The following is a 17784-nucleotide window of genomic DNA, read 5'->3' as shown; positions in this document are numbered from 1 at the left end:
GTTAAATACAGTAGAGTAGTTATTTTTATTATTTTCTATAAAAAATATCGGTTTATTAGTTTGGATATATAACTAAAGATAATTTATTTGTTTTATTTTTATATTTCACATGATGATGATTAAATATCTTGTAAATGTGATTTTATGAAATAACTTAGTGATGTTTGTTTTTTGCCCATGTTGATGAAGTGTTTGTATTCTGACTGTAGGGATATGGCAATATGTGAGTGATAAATTTGATATTAATTAATCTCACTGAAAATATTGAATCATTATGTTAATGAAAATTTTATGATTGGTGTTTTATGATTATAAAAAACATAGGAATATTATTAATATTATATGTTCCTTTAACGATAGCATCTCCGGTAAATTTTAATGAAAACTTGCCTTCACCAACAGTGAACGAAGGGATTAATAATTTACAGAATAGCGAAAGAGAGATAAACAGGTTGATTGAAGAAAGGCGGCATCAGGAGATGGTTAACCGTTCAAGGCGATATTCGACAAAAAAATCACTCACAAATCTGAAAGGTGATAAAAAATGTCTGCCAATTAGAGGTATTTATCTTCAAGGGATATCATTATTATCATCATCGGACTTAAAAACATTAAGTCCAATTTCTAATAGCTGTATTACCAGTAATAATATCAATAGATTAACATCTGAAATTACGAATCTTTATGTCCAGAAAGGATATGTTACAGCCAGAGTAAAATTGGTTCCTCCTGACTATGAGAAAAAATTAGGGATTTATGTTATAGAAGGGTTTATCGAAGATATTAGGGGAGGAAGTCGCTGGGTAAACAGTCAGACTCTTTTTCCTGGTCTAAAGAATATGCCATTGAATATACATCAACTTGACCAAGGGCTAGATCAGGCAAATCGTTTACAATCAAATAAAACAACGCTAGATATTTTGCCTGGTACAATTAATGGGGGATCTATTGTTTTTCTGAATAATAAACATAGTTCTCCGTGGAAAGTTTCTTTAACAACAGATAATTATGGGCAAAAAAATACAGGGAAATGGGTAGGAAGAGTAAACACGAGTTTTGATAGCCCGCTGGGGTTATCTGATTTTGTCAGCCTTAGTGGAAGCTCTACTTTGAAAAAAGGCCAAAATAAATATAATCGTTCTTATATTTTCCTGTATTCATTGCCATATGGAAAGTCAACATTTAGCACATTTTATGTTGGTTCTAAATATCACCATCAAAAAAAATCAAAGTATAGATTGTTAAATATACATGGTGATGCCCAACAATCAGGAATTCGTGCTGACTGGGCATTTCGCCGCAATCAGACACAAATAGATACACTGAGAATACAATTTATATATAAAAAAGGGAATAATTATTTAAATGATGAAAAAATCATAGTAAATAGTGAATCTATAAGCCTTGTTTCTCTTAATTTAAATCATTTTCAAATTATTCCAACCGGATTTTTTTCTATTGATATAGGTATTGATAAAGGTGTGCCATGGTTTAATACGCAAACAGTCATGGACAAAAATTTCATTAAAGGATTGATGTCAATAAATTTGCAAAAGAAATTTAGATTATTTGATTCATCTTATTTATTCAATAGTCAGATTAGCATGCAGTATAGCCGTGATCCTTTACCAGCTATGGAGTGTTTCAGTATTACTGATAAAAATAGCATCAGAGGGTTTAACGAGAGTTTTTTATGTTCTGACAATGGGTGGTATTTAAGAAATACGCTATCTTATCTGCTTCCTATAGCTATTCCTCAAGGTTATTTAGCTTTAAATATAGGTGGTGATTTAGGGCAAACTAAAATTATTGGACATAAAAATAAATATGAATGGATAAATGCTGTAGGGATGAGTACTGGATTTTCACTGAGTTATAAACAGTTGTTTGCCGATATTCAAGTAGGCAGTGGGAAAGTTTTGTCTCGGCAGTACGAGAAACTTAATAATCCCATACAGATATTAGTGCGTATTTCTTATGGTTTTTAATTGCAGAACTGCCACTGTTTCGGTTTGGTCATATTTTTACACACAGTAATAACTAGATGTATAGGAGTAATTAAATGAAAGAAAAAAGGTTTAAATTATCGTCATCTGGTCGGCTTGCTGTATCAGTGGCAATTTTTATGCTTTTTAGCTCAAGTGGTTTTTCCAATGGAATAGTAGCAGGAGGTGATGACTCACACAGACCAGGTGTTACACAATCTAAATCTGGTGCAGATGTCGTTAATATTGTTGCTCCTTCTGAATCTGGATTATCACATAACCAATATGAGGATTTTAATGTTTCTGAAAAAGGGGCAGTTTTTAATAATTCGACAAATGGAGGTGAATCTCAATTAGCTGGAGAATTGCCTGGTAATAGTAATCTACATGGTAATTCGGCAACGATTATTCTAAATGAGGTAATTAGCCGCAATCCATCTTTACTGTTGGGTAAGCAGGAAATTTTTGGTATGGCTGCAGATTATATATTGGCAAACCCTAACGGTATTACTTGTGATGGGTGTGGGTTCATTAATACTAATCAGTTATCGCTAGTTGTCGGAAACCCATTAGTTGAAAAAGGTACTTTACAGGGATTTAATACCCTCGATAATACAAATGCCCTGAAAATTGGTAAAGGAGGGCTAGTTCATGACTCTATCATAAATCTTTTTTCTCCTAAAATTGATAGCCGTGGCAAAATTAGTACCAGCCAAGATATTAATATCATTACAGGTCTGAATAAAATATCTGCTGATGGTCGAGTATTGGATTCAAAAAAGGCAACGGTGGGTTTACTTGATAGCTATTATTTAGGCAGTATGCAGGCTGGTCGTATCCGGTTATTAAGTACAGATAAAGGGAGTGGTGTTAATTTACAGGGGGAGATGACTGCTGATGATACTATTAATGTTGAGTCTAAAGGTGGATTAAAACTGGAAGGTGCCAGATTAAAAGGAGGTGATCTCACCTTAAAAGGTGAAAATATTACATCTCAGGGTGCTTTGGATGAAGTATCCTTGAAAAAGGAAAAGTCAGAAAGTCATTTTTTTAGCGGAAATAGTGCTAGTAGCGAGCAGAAGTCGCAAGTTCTTCACCGAACAAAATTAGAAGGTAGAAATATTACATTAAATGCTAACAAAAATAATGAAATTAAAGGAACAGATATTTATGGTGAAAATATTAATTTAACCGGCCGTAAACTTGATTTAGGCGGACAGGCAGTTAATCAACATTCGGAGGATTTTCAAGAGCAATGGAAGTTCTTATGGAAGAGTAGTAAAAAAAATACTCATGATAAAACTCAACAGGAGGGAAATAATATAAGGGCAGGTAATAATATAAAATTAACTTCGACTGGAGAAGATATAAGAATTGATGGTAGCAAGATTGATGCAGGTAATAACCTGTCATTGTCATCTAAACGTAATGTCATAATAGATGGTTTGATAGAAACTGAAAAAATGGATAATCAACAATATCACAGATTAGAGTCGGGTTCACTAGATACAGGGCTAAAAGAAAAAGGACATTTTTCTCAAAAACAGATTAGAAGTGAACTAAATGCTGATAACGATCTTGGTATAGAAGCCAATGATGATATTAAAATTTCAGGTTCTAAGGCACATGCCGGAAACAACCTTATCATAAAAGCAGGTAAAAAAACCCAGATAACATCTCAATCTTATGGTGATAAAGTTATCGATGATGATAATAGAACTTATTGGGGAGGGATTGCCGGAGGAAGAAATAAAAATAATTATATTAAAAATAAAAAAAATCAATCATCTGATATTACAGCTGATGGACATGTATTGCTTGTAGGCAATGATGGTATTAAAATTACTGGCAGTAATGTTGAGGCTGAAAAAGGCGGATATTTTCAATCAAAAAATGGTGATTTACTTATTGATAATGCGGTTAATTATCATAAAAATGTTATTGATGAGCGTCATGGAACTGTTCTTAATATTACTAAAGACTCTAATAAGGAGAAGGAAAAAAAAGAAGAGGCAGTACACAGTCAGGTTAAATCTAATGCAGATTTGAAATTATTTAGTGGCAAAAATATTGATGTAGTTGATAGTATATTAAAAAGTTCTGATGATTTGAATATTCATGCGGGCGATAATATAAATATTTCCTCTTATGGAGAAAAATATAATAAGCAGAAAGAAAATTCATTGCTTGAGGCAGGAAGTATAGCTAACCCTTATAATGAGGATGATAAAAAAGCCATTAAAAAAAGTTTTGCTATTAAGTATAGCAGTGATGATAAAGAACAAGAGAATATAACACAAAAACGATCCATATTGGATGGAGGAAATATCACAATTAATGCAGGTAAAGATGTTACAGTTGTGGGTTCAGATATAGATACGAGAAATGGAAATGCTAATATATCAGCCGACAATATCTCTTTCCTTGCGTCAAATAATCTGGCAGCCCAAAAAGAATCTCATTCTTCGACCGGTATTGATGTATTTTTCTCTAAAGGAAGCGAGGGAATAAGCATTGGCGGTGGCGTTAATCATAGTAGCAATAATAAATCTCATGAGAAGAAAAAAGCCGTCGTTTCAAAAACAGACATTGCAGGAGATCTGAAATTAAACGCACGAAATAAACTGGAACAAGAAGGAGCTCAGCATAATGTTGCTGGTAATTATGAGGCGAATGCTAATAGCATAGAAAATAGAGCGGCGGAAAGTAGTGATAGTACTTCTTCAGGAAATTTTAATATTGGAGGAGGCGTTGCTCTCTCTTTGAGTATGAAGAATCATTCACCTAATGTTGGTGCTAACGTTTACGCCAAAGGAGGTAATCACATAGAGAATAATACTAAATCAAATGCTAATGTCACTTCAATTAAAGCCAACAATAATATTAGAATAAATGCCAAAGAGGATGTATATGATCAGGGAACGCAGTATCAGGCAGATAATGGAGGCATAGAATTAAAAGCTAACAACCATATTAACGAAGCCGCATTTAATAAAAGTGAAAAAGATATTTTTGACTCATCAGGTCACGCCAGCATACAAGCCGGCTTAGCGCTCTTCTCCCAGGATCTTACTGTTAACGCTAACGGGCAAGGGAAAGCATCCCGGAGTTATGAATCTAATTCAGATGCTATTGTCAGTGATTTCAAAGCACATAAAGATATTAATATTCAGGCGCGCCACGATATTAAATATCAGGGGGCATCGTTTAATTCAGAAGATGGAGAAACAACCATACAGGCAGGGAATAATATTAGTATTAATCAGGCAAATAATACTCATAAGAAAACTAAAATCCAATATGGTCTTGGTCTTGGTGCTGGAGTAGGCGTCAATTTGCCGACGGGAGTTGTTAACATGGGGGCAGGAAGTGCAGCAGCAGGATATGCTGTAAATGATGACACTACTGTGACAGCAAAAAGTAGTAATATTAATGGAAAGCAGGGAGTTAACTTGGTTTCTGGAAATAATCTGTCTTTGCAGGGGACAAATACCTCTGGCAATCACATAAATCTTAAAGCAGAACGAGGTGGTATCATAGTTACCTCTGCTCAGGACAGTATAAATAAAAGTCATTTCCAAATTGGGGCTAATTTAGGTGGGGGAGCAGCAATGAATGGTTCTCAATTAGCTCAAATTGAGGCAAAGGCTTATGGTAAATTTGGTAATGGTTACGAAAGAGATGTTATCAATCATAATAGCCAGATTTCTGGTGAAAACGTAACATTAACAAGTAAAAAAGATACGACTATTAAAGGAGCTAATATTGTAGCGAATACAATGGGAGGGAAAGTAGGCGGTAATCTTAATATTGAAACGGCTCAAAATACGGCTAATGGGAGTAAAATAGATCTAGAAGCTGGAGGCGGATTTAATAGTGGTACACTCTTCAATAATAATCAACCATCCGGTTTTATGGGAGTGGTTAATATCATTAAAAGTATTGCATTGGGTATAAAAACCAAGTTTAATTTTAATTACGAAACACATGATGATACAGGTTTAACTAACCAATCAGGAATTTCTGCTAGAAATGGAGTTAATTTAGATGTATCAGGTAAAACCAATCTGACTGGAGCGAAGATTGAAAGTACCGATCAGCCGGTTATATTGAATACCAAAGAACTAGTAAATCATGAAATAACAACTCATAGTAAAGGAGAAAAACTTTCTGTGAAATTACCAGGATCTCCTCTTGAGTTTTTATTAAGTTTACCTGGTGCAATTTCTGATATTGCTCATGGAAAAATTCCATATATAGAGAGACATTATCATAATAAGAAAAATGTCATACTTCCTGGTAAAGTCAAGGAATACACTCAGAAGATGTCGAATTGTAATGTGACGGTAAAAGATAAAATTATCGAGAATATAGATAATAATATGCCTAAAAAAACAGTGACTGAGGTAATTGGATGTGGTCAACAGTTAGGTAATCAGAAGGATTATGGGGTATAAAAAATTGAGCGTTATTTTATTATCAAATAGGAATCCACCTGTTTAACAGGTGGATTTTTTTGTACTTTAAACAATCGCGTTCTGATATAAATCCCACCGGTTGCCATAAATATCTTCAAATACAACAACCAAGCCATATTCTTCTTGTCGTGGCTCTTCGCAAAAATGAACGCCATTTTCTTTCATTTTATGATAATCGCGCCAGAAGTCGTCAGTTTGCAGGAACAAAAATACTCTTCCTCCACACTGGTTGCCAATAAAGGCTTCCTGCTTTTCATTAGATGCTCTTGCCAGCAATAGATTGCAGTCACTTTCAGGATTCGGTGTCACAACAACCCATCTTTTTCCCGGTTGTGGGGTGTCTTCGACCAGAGTAAAACCCAGTTTGTTGGTGTAGTAATCAATTGCTTTATCATAATCATCAATAACAATGGCAACATAACCCATGCATCTTTTTTGTGTTCTCATAATATTCCTATTTTAAATTACAGCATCCGTGTCCCTAAGGTCACATTTTTATCTGGTTGGATGAGTACAGTGCCTTCATTGTCACAAACGGCAGCCAGAACCAAAACTTCCGATTTAAACCCGGCTACTTTTCTCGCTGGAAAATTGATAACAGCCAGAACTTGCCTGCCGATTAATTGTTCTTCCGTATAGTTTTGGCACAATTGTGCCGAACTATGTTTTTCACCTATTTCGCTACCAAAATCGATATACAGTTTATAAGCAGGTTTGATGGCCTTTTCATTTTTTTCAGCTTTGATTATTTTGCCAACGCGGATATCGAGAGCCATAAAAGTAGATATATCTGTGAGATAATTTTCTGAATTTTGCATAACTGTATATCTATTAATAATAGGTTAATGATATTGATTGTGATTGTAACAGAGAGTGCATAAAAATATTTGTTTGACTTTGTGAGCTGATTCACGCAGATAAAAAATACTTATCCATATGAGTTCATCATGTAGTCATTTGGTGCGTTATTCTGTGGCGACAATAATATAGAGGAGTAAAACACCATGAAATGGTCTCTTATGATCCAAGGAACAGCGTCTGATGTTGGAAAGAGTGCTTTGGTTGCTGGATTTTGCCGGATTTTTTTACAGGATGGTTATCACTGTACTCCTTTTAAATCACAAAATATGGCACTTAATTCTGGTATTACTGCTGATGGCAAAGAAATGGGGCGTGCTCAGATATTTCAGGCTGAAGCAGCAGGGATTACTCCTGATGTACGAATGAATCCTGTTTTGCTGAAACCCTCCAGTGATTGTAAGGCTCAGGTGATTTTTATGGGCAAAGTTATGTGCAATATGAATGCCGTAGAATATCACGAATATAAACCACAGCTTCAGCAGCAGATCCTGAGTGCATATAACGGCCTTGCGGCTGAAACCGATATTATGGTGCTGGAAGGAGCGGGTAGCCCGGCGGAAATTAATCTGCGGGATCGGGATATCGTCAATATGGGAATGGCTGAGCTGGTTGATGCGCCCGTTATTTTGGTAGCAGATATTGATCGCGGTGGTGTTTTTGCTTCTATCTACGGCACGCTGGCCTTACTCGCACCAGAAGAAAGGGCGCGGGTTAAAGGGGTCATTATTAATAAATTTCGTGGTGATATATCGTTGCTGCATTCAGGTATTGAACAGATCGAAGAGCTGACACAAGTACCGATACTGGGCGTATTACCGTGGCTGGAACTCGATTTGGAAGAAGAGGACAGTGTTGCTTTGCAGGTGGGTAAATATGAAAAGGATAAAAATAAAATAGAACGATGCCTGAATATTGTTGTTGTCCGGTTTCCGCATATTGCAAATTTCACCGATTTTAACGCATTAGCACTCCAGCCTGATGTTTATCTTAATTATATTGCAGATCCCTTGGAACTTCAGAATGCCGATCTGATCATTTTACCCGGCAGTAAAAACACATTGGGTGATTTGGGGTGGTTAAAAACGCAGGGGATGGATCACGCAATTATTGCTGCACACCAGTCAGGGATTCCGATCATTGGGATCTGCGGTGGCTACCAGATGCTTGGAAAGCAGATTATTGATGAAGTCGAATCTGGTTTATACCAGATGGAAGGGTTAGGATTACTCGATACTGAAACCTTATTTGCCAATGATAAACAGACGGCTCAGGTCAGGGGAATTGTGATGCCGGATCTATCTGGCATGCTGAATCTATGCGGTGATCAACCCATTGTGGGTTATGAGATCCATATGGGAGTTACGCGCCTGAAAGAGCAGGCAAGGCCGTTTGCCAAAATGTACTTACGTAATGGTGAAGAGGCGAGTTGGTTTGATGGCGCAATGAATCAGGAAGGGACGGTGATGGGAAGCTACCTGCATGGCCTGTTTGACCAGAATAATTTCACTCGTCCATTACTGAATCAGCTTCGCATGCATAAAGGCATCAACCCGCTGGAAAATGAGGCTTTCAGCTATGCCAGCCATAAAGAGAAACAGTTTAATATCCTGGCAGCCAGTATGCGTGAGCATCTGGATATAGAACGTATCTATCAGTTAATGAAAGAACACACGGAGTCTACCTCTTCTGGAGTTATCAGATGATCTTAATTACTGGCGGAGCACGTAGTGGCAAAAGTGCTTATGCGGAGCGATTTATTTCAGATCAATGTGAACAAGTATTGTATATCGCGACAGCTCAAGGTACTGATGAAGAGATGCTGGCTCGAATTGAACGGCATCGGAAGGATCGTCCTTTACATTGGCGAACCTGGGAGGGGTATCAGGATTTGGGGGATGTTATCCGTAGGCATCGTAAAGCGGAAGAGGGGATTATACTTGAATGTGTGACTACATTAATGACCAATCTTCTGTTTGACAAAGCAGAAGGTGCATCACCCGATGAAATGGATTTCGCCTCATTGGAGGTGTATATCCACCAGCAGATAGATGATGTGATCGATGCTTGCCTGAATTGCCCAATGCCCGTTTGTCTGGTGACGAATGAACTGGGTATGGGGATTGTGCCTGAGAATCGGCTGGCCCGTCATTTTATTGATATTTCCGGTCGGGTTAACCAGAAACTGGCTCAGGCAGCAAAATCAGTCTGGATGGTAGTCTCTGGCCTTGGAGTAAAAATCAAATGAAGTTGAGACTCTTTTGGGCAACATTACAGTTTATGACCCGGCTTCCTATCCCTGCAAAATGGGCCGAAGGGATTGATTTTCGGCAAATTGGGCATGGTGTACCTATTTTCCCTTTAGTTGGCCTTATTGTTGGTGCGATTGCAGCTTGTATTGCACTGGTAATAACTCAATCCGGTGGAGGAGTATATATTGGTGCAGTTGGTTATGCGCTCGCACTGGTATTTCTGACGGGAGGATTACATTTAGATGGCCTGGCAGATACTTGCGACGGTATTTTTTCTTCCCGAAATAGAGAAAGAATACTGGAAATTATGCAAGATAGCCGTCTTGGCACATATGGCGGATTAGGGCTGATCTTCTGCATTTTGCTTAAGGTACTTGCGGTTGTTGAAATTGCCTATCATCCTCCTTTGCATTTGCTGGCTTTATTATCCTGTGCACCGATTGTCGGACGTACTGCTGTTGTGCTTTTGATGTTTGAACAACGTTATGCCCGTGAAATTGAAGGAATGGGAAGTAGCTATATCGGTCGCATTACGCCCCGTGAAACAGTCATCACATTATTGGCAGGGACAGTATTGGTGATGCTGCTGGGTGACTGGCAGGGGTTATCTGCAATGCTGGTAACGATGATCGCTATCTTTTTGCTTGCCATCTATTTTAACTATCATTTAGGCGGGCAAACCGGAGATACGCTGGGAGCGGCAATTGAAGTCGGTGAAGTGGTTTTTCTACTGGCTTTAATCCTTATCTGGAAGTAGGTTGCCGATAGTTAATGTTATTTTATTCTCGTTGCTTCTTTGTCACTGCGATGCATTCAGAAATCCATTAGAGTGTATTTTATATTTACATATTTATGTTGAAACTTGATCGGAAGGTTCATCATGGAGTTTCAGTCATTACCACTGTTACTGGAAAAGATTAAACCGCTGGATCGGGAAAGAATGGATCGGGCGGGGCAGCATATTGATAAACTCGTCAAGCCGGTTGGCAGTATGGGCCGTCTGGAAACATTGGCAGCACAACTTGCGGCTATGCCCGGAATTGGAAAGCTGCGGGATCTGCAAAAAGAGATTATCGTTATGTGTGCCGATCATGGTGTTTATAATGAAGGTGTGGCGATATCTCCGAAAAATGTTACAGCCATACAGGCCCGGAACATGTTGCTGGGGCTGACAGGGGTTTGCTCACTAGCGAAAAGTAACGGTACTCATGTGTTACCTGTTGATATTGGTATTGATTGTGAGCCGATAGATAATTTATTGTCCCTCAAATTAGCCCGTGGCTGTGGTAACATTGCACAAGGCCCGGCTATGCCTTATGCATATGCAGAAACGTTATTGTTGGCAAGTGTGCAATTAGTTCAGCAACGTCTTGCTGCCGGGATCTCTGTATTTGGTGTGGGAGAGCTGGGGATCGCGAATACCACACCAGCAGCGGCTGTTATCAGTGTACTTACCGGAAGTGATCCCAGTGATGTTGTGGGTTTGGGGACTAATTTGCCCGCTGGATTACTTAAACATAAAGAATCTGTTGTACGTCAGGCTATTGATGTGAATAAACCTGATACTCAGTCTCCCCTTGATGTACTGGCAAAAGTAGGGGGATTTGAGCTTGTGGGAATGACCGGAGTGATTCTGGGAGCTGCTGCGGCAGGTGTTCCGGTTGTGCTCGATGGTTTTATCTCTTATGCCTCTGCGCTGGCGGCGGTTCAGCTGGCACCTTCTGTTCGGGATTACTGTATTCCATCTCATCTATCAGCGGAAAAAGGCGCGGTTCTGGCGTTGCAGCATCTGGGTCTGAAACCTTATCTGCATTTAGATTTGCGTTTGGGTGAGGGCAGTGGGGCTGCGATCGCAATGTCTCTGATTGATGCAGCCTGTTCTATGTATTGTGATATGGGATATCTGGCTGAAAGCGGGATTACTTTTCCTGAACTTTCGTTATTAACTCATCAAGCATAATTGGATTTTTTTGTAAGGAAAAATAGAATTGTGGAGCAGTAAAATTATATTTATCCCGTAAGTAATCTAATGATACTTTTTGAGTTTCAATGACGTGCAAAATCGGAATGGCCAATCCGAAATCTTTTTCAATAAAATAATCGAAAACAGACTGACCATTTCCGGGAATTGCATTTTCTGCAATATCAGAAATTTCTTTGGCAGTTCCAGATATTGGATCATCAAGAAGCATACCACCGATTATGGCTTTGACAGGAACGGTAACATAAATAAAAGCAAAAGTTCTTTTTCTTCTGAATCTTCGGCGGAACTCATATTTTTTAGTACCCGATAATACTTTCTCCCATGCGGATTGATGCAAACTTAATACGATACAATCTTCGGGAGTAACATCATACTTCTGCATAAAATTCTGCATTTTTATATCTCTTATTTTATAAATTATTAGCGAGTTTTCTTAATGTCTCTTTGAGTATTTTTCCGCTTGCGTTACGTGGTAAAGCTGAAAAAGTATAACCTTTGGGGCGCTTATAGCGTGCAACAATAGTTCGGAGATAATCATCCAGTTCCTGCTCAGTAATTGAGGTATTATCATCAATTTCAATAAACGCATGAGGAACTTCACCCCAGTATTCATCAGGTTTTGCCACAACCGCCACAGCCAGAACGCCGGGATAACTCGACAGCGCATTCTCCAGTTCAAGACTGGAAATATTTTCACCTCCGGAAATAATAATATCTTTTTTCCGGTCGATAATTTTAATATAACCATCGCTGTCAATAACAGCCAAGTCCCCGGTAAAAAACCACTGACTTGTCATATCGAATGTGACTCGATCGACAGGGCCGTAAGCGGCAACAATATTACCCCGAATAGCAATTTCACCAATGGATTGCCCATCAAAAGGTACTGCCAGCCCGTTATTTTCATCAATAACGCTGATTTCCCCCTGTAAATTGGAAACAATTCCCTGACGCATCTTCTTTAAAATTGTTTCTGATTTTGGCAGTGTGGCCCAATCAGGTTTATCTTCACAAACAACAACCGGCCCATAAGTTTCCGTCAGACCATAAACGTGGGTAGCTCTGATACCGGCTGCATCAAGCAGGGAAAACATCTTCTCTGTTGGTGGGGCGCCGGCAATCAACCCATAGACATTGTTGTTGAAAGAGATGCCGAGCTTTTGTGCTTCCCGTCCTAAGGAATAATGCACGATAGGCGCGCCACAATAGTGTGTCACCTGATGCTTCAGCATAATTTGTATGGCTTTCTGTGCATCAAATTTGCGTATACAGACATGAGTGCCTGCCCGTGCCGCAATAGTCCAGGGGAAACACCAGCCATTGCAGTGAAACATGGGCAATGTCCATAAATAAATCGGGTATTTGGGCATATCCCAGTCCAGGATATTCGAAATTGCATTAAGGTATGCGCCACGGTGTGAGTATACAACTAACTTAGGTGTGCCACTGGTTCCCGAAGTCGAGTTAATGCTGATGGCTTCCTGTTCATCAATCGGATAAAAATTCAGGGTTTCAGAAGGGTACTCAGATATCAGTGACTCATAGCTAATCAAATCCAACGCTGATTCTGGTAGAGGAGTGTTGTTTTCAGTAATGACAACAATTTTGACCGGGTTTTTAAAGGAAACACCATCCAGTAATGCAAGGTAGTTTTTATCTATAATTAATATTGTGGGATTAATTTTTTCAAAGATAAAATTCAGTGTAGCTGCATCTGTCCTGATACTTAAGGCATTCAGTATTCCGCCAGACAAGGGAACAGCATAGTGCAGTTCCAGCAATTCATGAATATTAGGCAATAAAGCAGATACAACACAGCCTTTTCCAATCCCCATTTGCTGAAGTGCCACAGCAACTCTTTCACAACGTTCTCCATATTGTCGCCATGTCCAACATTGCTCTCCATCTATTACCGCAGGGTAATCACCATTACTTAATATGGCTCTTTTTAGAAATAAAATAGGTGATAATGCATTGCCGTCATATTCATTCAATAGTGAATTATAGCGAGTCATATTCCCATCCTTTTTTATTTTCGATTTTTTTGCCTGTCATTATTTTTCACTGATTATTAAAGGTAATAGTGGAGGTGGGAATTTGCAATCTATATCAAATGGTTATTAGTGTTTTTATTAGAAGTGGATCTTAGTGTTTATGAAAAATATCACGTACTTTATTTGTGTGTTTGAGTGATATTTCATTGTTTTTTAATATGCTAATTATATTTATTGTTATTGATAGGGTAGTGTTATAAAAATATATTGGGAAATTAAGAGTGATGTAATATAAAAACTTAATATACTGATATGAAAGGAAACAAAAATGTTTAATTTAACCGGAAAAGTTGCATTTATTTCTGGAGGAACAAAAGGTATTGGTAAAGGAATTGCTCAGGTATTTAAGCGGGCGGGCGCAATTACGATCATTTCAGGTACGGATAAAACGAAAGGAATGCCTGTAGCTGAAGAACTTGGAGTGGATTTTATCGCCCTTGATGTAACTGATCCTTCTGCATGTAAAAATGTGATTAATGAAATTGTCGAAAAATATGGCAGACTCGATATTCTTTGTTCAAATGCGGGTATTTTCCCACAACACAATATTAAAGATATGACGGTTGAAGATTGGGATTTAGTCTATAGCGTTAACCTGAAAGGCACATTTTTATTGACTCAGGCTGCATTGAATGTCATGGAAAAACAGCAGTATGGGCGCATTGTGATTACTTCATCTATCACCGGAGAGATTGTAGGAATGCAGGGCTATAGCCACTATGGTGCCAGTAAGGCAGGCCAGCTCGGGTTTATGCGCAGTGCGGCATTAGAGTATGCAAAACAAGGGATCACAATTAATTCTATTATGCCGGGTATGATTATGACTGAAGGCTTAATGGCATTTGGTGAGGATAATCTGAAACAGATTGAAACGGTAATTCCAATGGGCGCTTTGGGATCACCAGAAGATATTGGTTACACCGCCTGTTTCCTTGCTTCTGATGAAGCGAAAAATATCACCGGGCAGACAATTGTGGTTGATGGCGGGCAGGTATTACCGGAAGTGCAAGGGTACTGATTGACTTAAGATGTTCAGATCTGGCTTTACTTGTTTTCCATTGCCGTAAAGCAAAAGAACAAGGTAAGATGAGCAACTAATAAACACAGGGAGGGATATGTTCTCTTCCTGGTTTTTTATTGTCTAAGTCAGGTAAAAAATATTATGTCACTGAACTATGAACGTAAGCAGCTTCCACTCCCTAATGGCCACAGCAAAATGTTACTGCACTCGTGTTGTGCCCCATGCTCAGGGGAAGTGATGGAAGCAATGCTCGCTTCGGGGATAGATTTCACAATATTTTTCTATAACCCGAATATTCATCCACAAAAGGAATATGAACTGCGTAAAGAGGAAAATATCCGCTTCGCAGAGCAAATGGGTATTCCTTTTATTGATGCCGACTATGATCGTGACAACTGGTTCGAGCGTGCGAAAGGCATGGAAAATGAACCTGAGCGTGGCATCCGCTGTACGATGTGTTTTGACATGCGTTTCGAACGGACTGCGTTATATGCTCATGAGCATGGTTTCCCTGTTATTACTAGCTCGCTGGGGATCTCGCGCTGGAAAAATATGCAGCAAATTAATGATTGTGGTGTCCGTGCCGCTTCCCGTTATCCGGGGTTAACCTATTGGGAATATAACTGGCGTAAAGGTGGCGGTTCTGCCCGCATGATTGAAATCAGTAAGCGTGAAGAATTCTATCAGCAGGAGTACTGCGGCTGTATTTATTCTCTGCGGGATACTAATCGTCATCGTCTGGCAACGGGACGGGAAAGAATTAAGTTGGGAACAGTTTTTTATAGCGCAGATAGCAATAAAGAAAGTAGTAAAAATTGAGATATGGAAGATCACGAATTATTTTAATTGTCAGTTGAAGTGATTTATTTTATCTCTTATTAAAGGCCTGCCATCATTCCAATATGTAAGCAGGTCTATTGTTTTAATTTCTGAATAATTGATATTTAAAAAATAAAATTACCATGGTAAAAAAGAACACTAAATGGATATTAAGGTAATTTTTATGAAACAGTCTTATCAATGGTTCAAGATTTTCCCGGTTATTTTTAGTTTTTTACTTATTGCATGTGATGAAGATAGTTACAGTTTTGAGTTACGTAAGGACGATTACACGCAGATCCACAAAAAATTTAAAACGAATATTATAGATGAAAGTTTTATCGGTGATGGGGAGCCGGGTATTCCTCCTAAAGATATTTTCTCATTAGTCTATTATCCGGCAGAAAACGGGAATATGGCTGCTTACCTGACTCCTCAACCAGAAAAGACAGATAAAAAATATCCTGCGGTGATTTGGTTAACAGGGGGGTATGGTGGAATTGGCAACGATGATTTCTTTTGGTCTGAGCAACCTTATAACAATGACCAATCTGCATCTGCATTCAGGCATGATGAATTAGTTTTGATGATACCGAGTTTTCGGGGGGAAAATGTAAACCCTGGTAAGTATGAAATGTTTTTCGGTGAGATACGAGATATTGAATCAGCCAGACAGTATCTTATGAAATTGCCATATGTTGATCCAAGTCGAATCTATCTTGCGGGGCATAGTACCGGAGGAACACGTGCATTATTAGCCAGTGAATACAGTAAAGGATTTAGGGCTGTATTTTCATTGGGAGGTATTCCTGATTTGAAATTACGCCTTGATTATGCCCCCGTTCCAGTCACGGTGCCATTTAATCAGAACAACCCCGAAGAGCTTGAAGTACGTTCTCCTCGTAAATTTTTAAACTCAATAAAATCACCAACATTCTACTTTGAAGGAGAGTATTCCTATTGGAATGAGTTTGATGAAATAAAGAAAATTGTAAAAGATAAAAATATCCCACTCTCTATTTATTCCATTAATAATGGTGACCATTTTAATATTATTTCACCGTTAACTTCCCTTATTGTTGAAAAGATTTTGCATGACACTGGAGATAAAGTGAATATAAAGTTCAGTGAACAGGATTTTATGTGGCTCCAGCATAATCTGCCTGAATCTGATTGATAAATTTTGCCTCATCATAATAATTTAAATTTTGATGGGGCAAAATATACACTTTATGGATTTCAAGTTGCGTCACGGTGGCAAAGGAATGACAAATTCGTCGGAAGCGAATTTGTCCAGTCAACAAAGCGGCAGCTTGAAAAACGAAGAGTGTATTAATCTTTACCATATCTGGCTCGATTCGGGGTATAACCAAAACGTTTCCGATAACTTTGGGTAAAGTAGGACTGGCTGGAAAAACCGGATTCCAGTGTAATATCAGCGATACTCATTTCACTGTTTAATAATAATTGATGAGCATAAAGAATACGCTGTTCACTGATCCACGCTCGTGGAGATGTGCCATAAACACTACTGAAAAGTTCTTTGAACGAAGTTAACCCCATACCAAACTCGCGGGCAAAATCATTCAGCCGCCACTCTTTGAGATAGTGAGTTTCCATAAATGTCTGTAGCCGTTCTACTTGCCGATTACTCAATTTACGCAGAACTGACATGAGTAATGCTCCTTGTTTCCCGAGAGAGAGCAGCAAAAGTAACTCCTCGCTTCTTAACTGGATCAGGGCTGATGGGCAATCATACGTGAGGAGTTTCGATAACCCACTTATACTTTCTGTTAATAATGGAAACTTATTGAAAGGAATTAACCGATAATGAGGGGATTCATGGCGTTCAATATTAATTAATAATGTTCCAAAACGTTTCATAAAATGGCGGAAAAATTCCATATCCAATGGCAACCATAATATCTGACAACTTCTTGTATGGGTTTTAGCGGCATATTTCCCGGGGTGGATAAAAAGGATATCATTTGACTTAATATGATAGGTATTGTTGCTGTCTTTCCATACCATTTCACCATCAAGTAAAATATACAGCCCTCCTTGTTGATGTTCGAGAATATCGAAGTTAGGCATGGTTAATTGTAGAGAAAAAATACTCTTCTGATTTAAGCCCGTCGTCCTTTTCATTTAATACTCCTAATCTTCCTTATCATGAGTAATTTGAAATGTATTGATGATATGTTCTGTTGTTCAAATAGTTTCCTTGGGGATTGGAAAGCAATCTGAAATCTATTGGATAGATAGTGATAAATTGAGTATAGAGTTAAAAATATTGGCTGATATCAAAATTGTATACGTAACATCCATTATAT

General features: G+C 38.3%; 14 protein-coding genes. 9 read left to right on the top strand and 5 right to left on the bottom strand.

Annotation, left to right across the window (positions count from 1 at the left end; all coding sequences use genetic code 11):
• The first annotated feature begins 305 nt into the window (after positions 1-305).
• Both AACX68_RS19715 and AACX68_RS19710 read left to right on the top strand, forming a co-directional pair.
• A complete protein-coding gene (locus AACX68_RS19715; protein WP_228860250.1) occupies positions 306-1988 on the top strand; it encodes a ShlB/FhaC/HecB family hemolysin secretion/activation protein in 1683 nt (560 codons plus the stop codon).
• Between the two features lie 74 nt (positions 1989-2062).
• Complete coding sequence (locus AACX68_RS19710; protein WP_228860249.1) at positions 2063-6442, top strand: hemagglutinin repeat-containing protein; 4380 nt, start codon at positions 2063-2065, stop codon at positions 6440-6442.
• A 66-nt stretch (positions 6443-6508) separates the two neighbouring features.
• On the opposite strand, the gene AACX68_RS19705 is transcribed toward AACX68_RS19710, so the two are convergent.
• Positions 6509-6910 carry a VOC family protein gene (locus AACX68_RS19705; RefSeq protein WP_099111648.1) on the bottom strand — a complete coding sequence of 134 codons (402 nt, stop codon included), beginning with the start codon at positions 6908-6910 and terminating at the stop codon, positions 6509-6511.
• A 17-nt stretch (positions 6911-6927) separates the two neighbouring features.
• Positions 6928-7281: a tRNA-binding protein gene (locus AACX68_RS19700; RefSeq protein WP_228860248.1), complete on the bottom strand. Its 354-nt coding sequence runs from the start codon at positions 7279-7281 to the stop codon at positions 6928-6930.
• 186 nt (positions 7282-7467) lie between these two features.
• Here AACX68_RS19700 and AACX68_RS19695 point away from each other — a divergent pair, with 186 nt between their 5' ends.
• The 4 genes from AACX68_RS19695 (at position 7468) to cobT (ending at position 11533) form a co-directional block, all read left to right on the top strand.
• Positions 7468-9027, top strand: coding sequence for a cobyric acid synthase (locus tag AACX68_RS19695; RefSeq protein ID WP_228860247.1), 1560 nt, complete (start codon positions 7468-7470; stop codon positions 9025-9027).
• Positions 9024-9569 carry a bifunctional adenosylcobinamide kinase/adenosylcobinamide-phosphate guanylyltransferase gene (cobU, locus tag AACX68_RS19690; RefSeq protein WP_228860246.1) on the top strand — a complete coding sequence of 182 codons (546 nt, stop codon included), beginning with the start codon at positions 9024-9026 and terminating at the stop codon, positions 9567-9569. Before AACX68_RS19695 ends, cobU begins: the two co-directional genes overlap by 4 nt.
• Positions 9566-10330: an adenosylcobinamide-GDP ribazoletransferase gene (cobS, locus tag AACX68_RS19685; RefSeq protein WP_228860245.1), complete on the top strand. Its 765-nt coding sequence runs from the start codon at positions 9566-9568 to the stop codon at positions 10328-10330. Before cobU ends, cobS begins: the two co-directional genes overlap by 4 nt.
• A gap of 123 nt (positions 10331-10453) precedes the next feature.
• Positions 10454-11533: a nicotinate-nucleotide--dimethylbenzimidazole phosphoribosyltransferase gene (gene cobT, locus AACX68_RS19680; protein ID WP_255705679.1), complete on the top strand. Its 1080-nt coding sequence runs from the start codon at positions 10454-10456 to the stop codon at positions 11531-11533.
• Here cobT and AACX68_RS19675 read toward each other — a convergent pair.
• Both AACX68_RS19675 and AACX68_RS19670 read right to left on the bottom strand, forming a co-directional pair.
• Positions 11493-11939 carry a hypothetical protein gene (locus AACX68_RS19675; RefSeq protein ID WP_228860244.1) on the bottom strand — a complete coding sequence of 149 codons (447 nt, stop codon included), beginning with the start codon at positions 11937-11939 and terminating at the stop codon, positions 11493-11495. The genes cobT and AACX68_RS19675 overlap by 41 nt on opposite strands.
• Before the next feature lie 28 nt (positions 11940-11967).
• Positions 11968-13572: an AMP-binding protein gene (locus tag AACX68_RS19670; protein WP_228860243.1), complete on the bottom strand. Its 1605-nt coding sequence runs from the start codon at positions 13570-13572 to the stop codon at positions 11968-11970.
• A 307-nt stretch (positions 13573-13879) separates the two neighbouring features.
• Here AACX68_RS19670 and AACX68_RS19665 point away from each other — a divergent pair, with 307 nt between their 5' ends.
• From AACX68_RS19665 to AACX68_RS19655, 3 genes are all read left to right on the top strand, one after another.
• A complete protein-coding gene (locus tag AACX68_RS19665) occupies positions 13880-14629 on the top strand; it encodes an SDR family NAD(P)-dependent oxidoreductase (protein ID WP_228860242.1) in 750 nt (249 codons plus the stop codon).
• Positions 14630-14773: 144 nt separating this feature from the next.
• Complete coding sequence (locus AACX68_RS19660) at positions 14774-15451, top strand: epoxyqueuosine reductase QueH (protein ID WP_228860241.1); 678 nt, start codon at positions 14774-14776, stop codon at positions 15449-15451.
• Positions 15452-15614: 163 nt separating this feature from the next.
• Entirely contained in the window at positions 15615-16628 is a 1014-nt protein-coding gene (locus AACX68_RS19655; RefSeq protein WP_228860240.1) for an alpha/beta hydrolase family protein, read from the top strand.
• 155 nt (positions 16629-16783) lie between these two features.
• On the opposite strand, the gene AACX68_RS19650 is transcribed toward AACX68_RS19655, so the two are convergent.
• Positions 16784-17599 carry a helix-turn-helix transcriptional regulator gene (locus tag AACX68_RS19650; RefSeq protein WP_228860239.1) on the bottom strand — a complete coding sequence of 272 codons (816 nt, stop codon included), beginning with the start codon at positions 17597-17599 and terminating at the stop codon, positions 16784-16786.
• Positions 17600-17784 lie beyond the last annotated feature (185 nt).

Origin of the sequence: Xenorhabdus sp. PB61.4 (assembly GCF_963894935.1) — a bacterium.
Classification (GTDB): domain Bacteria; phylum Pseudomonadota; class Gammaproteobacteria; order Enterobacterales; family Enterobacteriaceae; genus Xenorhabdus; species Xenorhabdus stockiae.
This window is presented reverse-complemented; position numbering and strand designations above follow the sequence as displayed.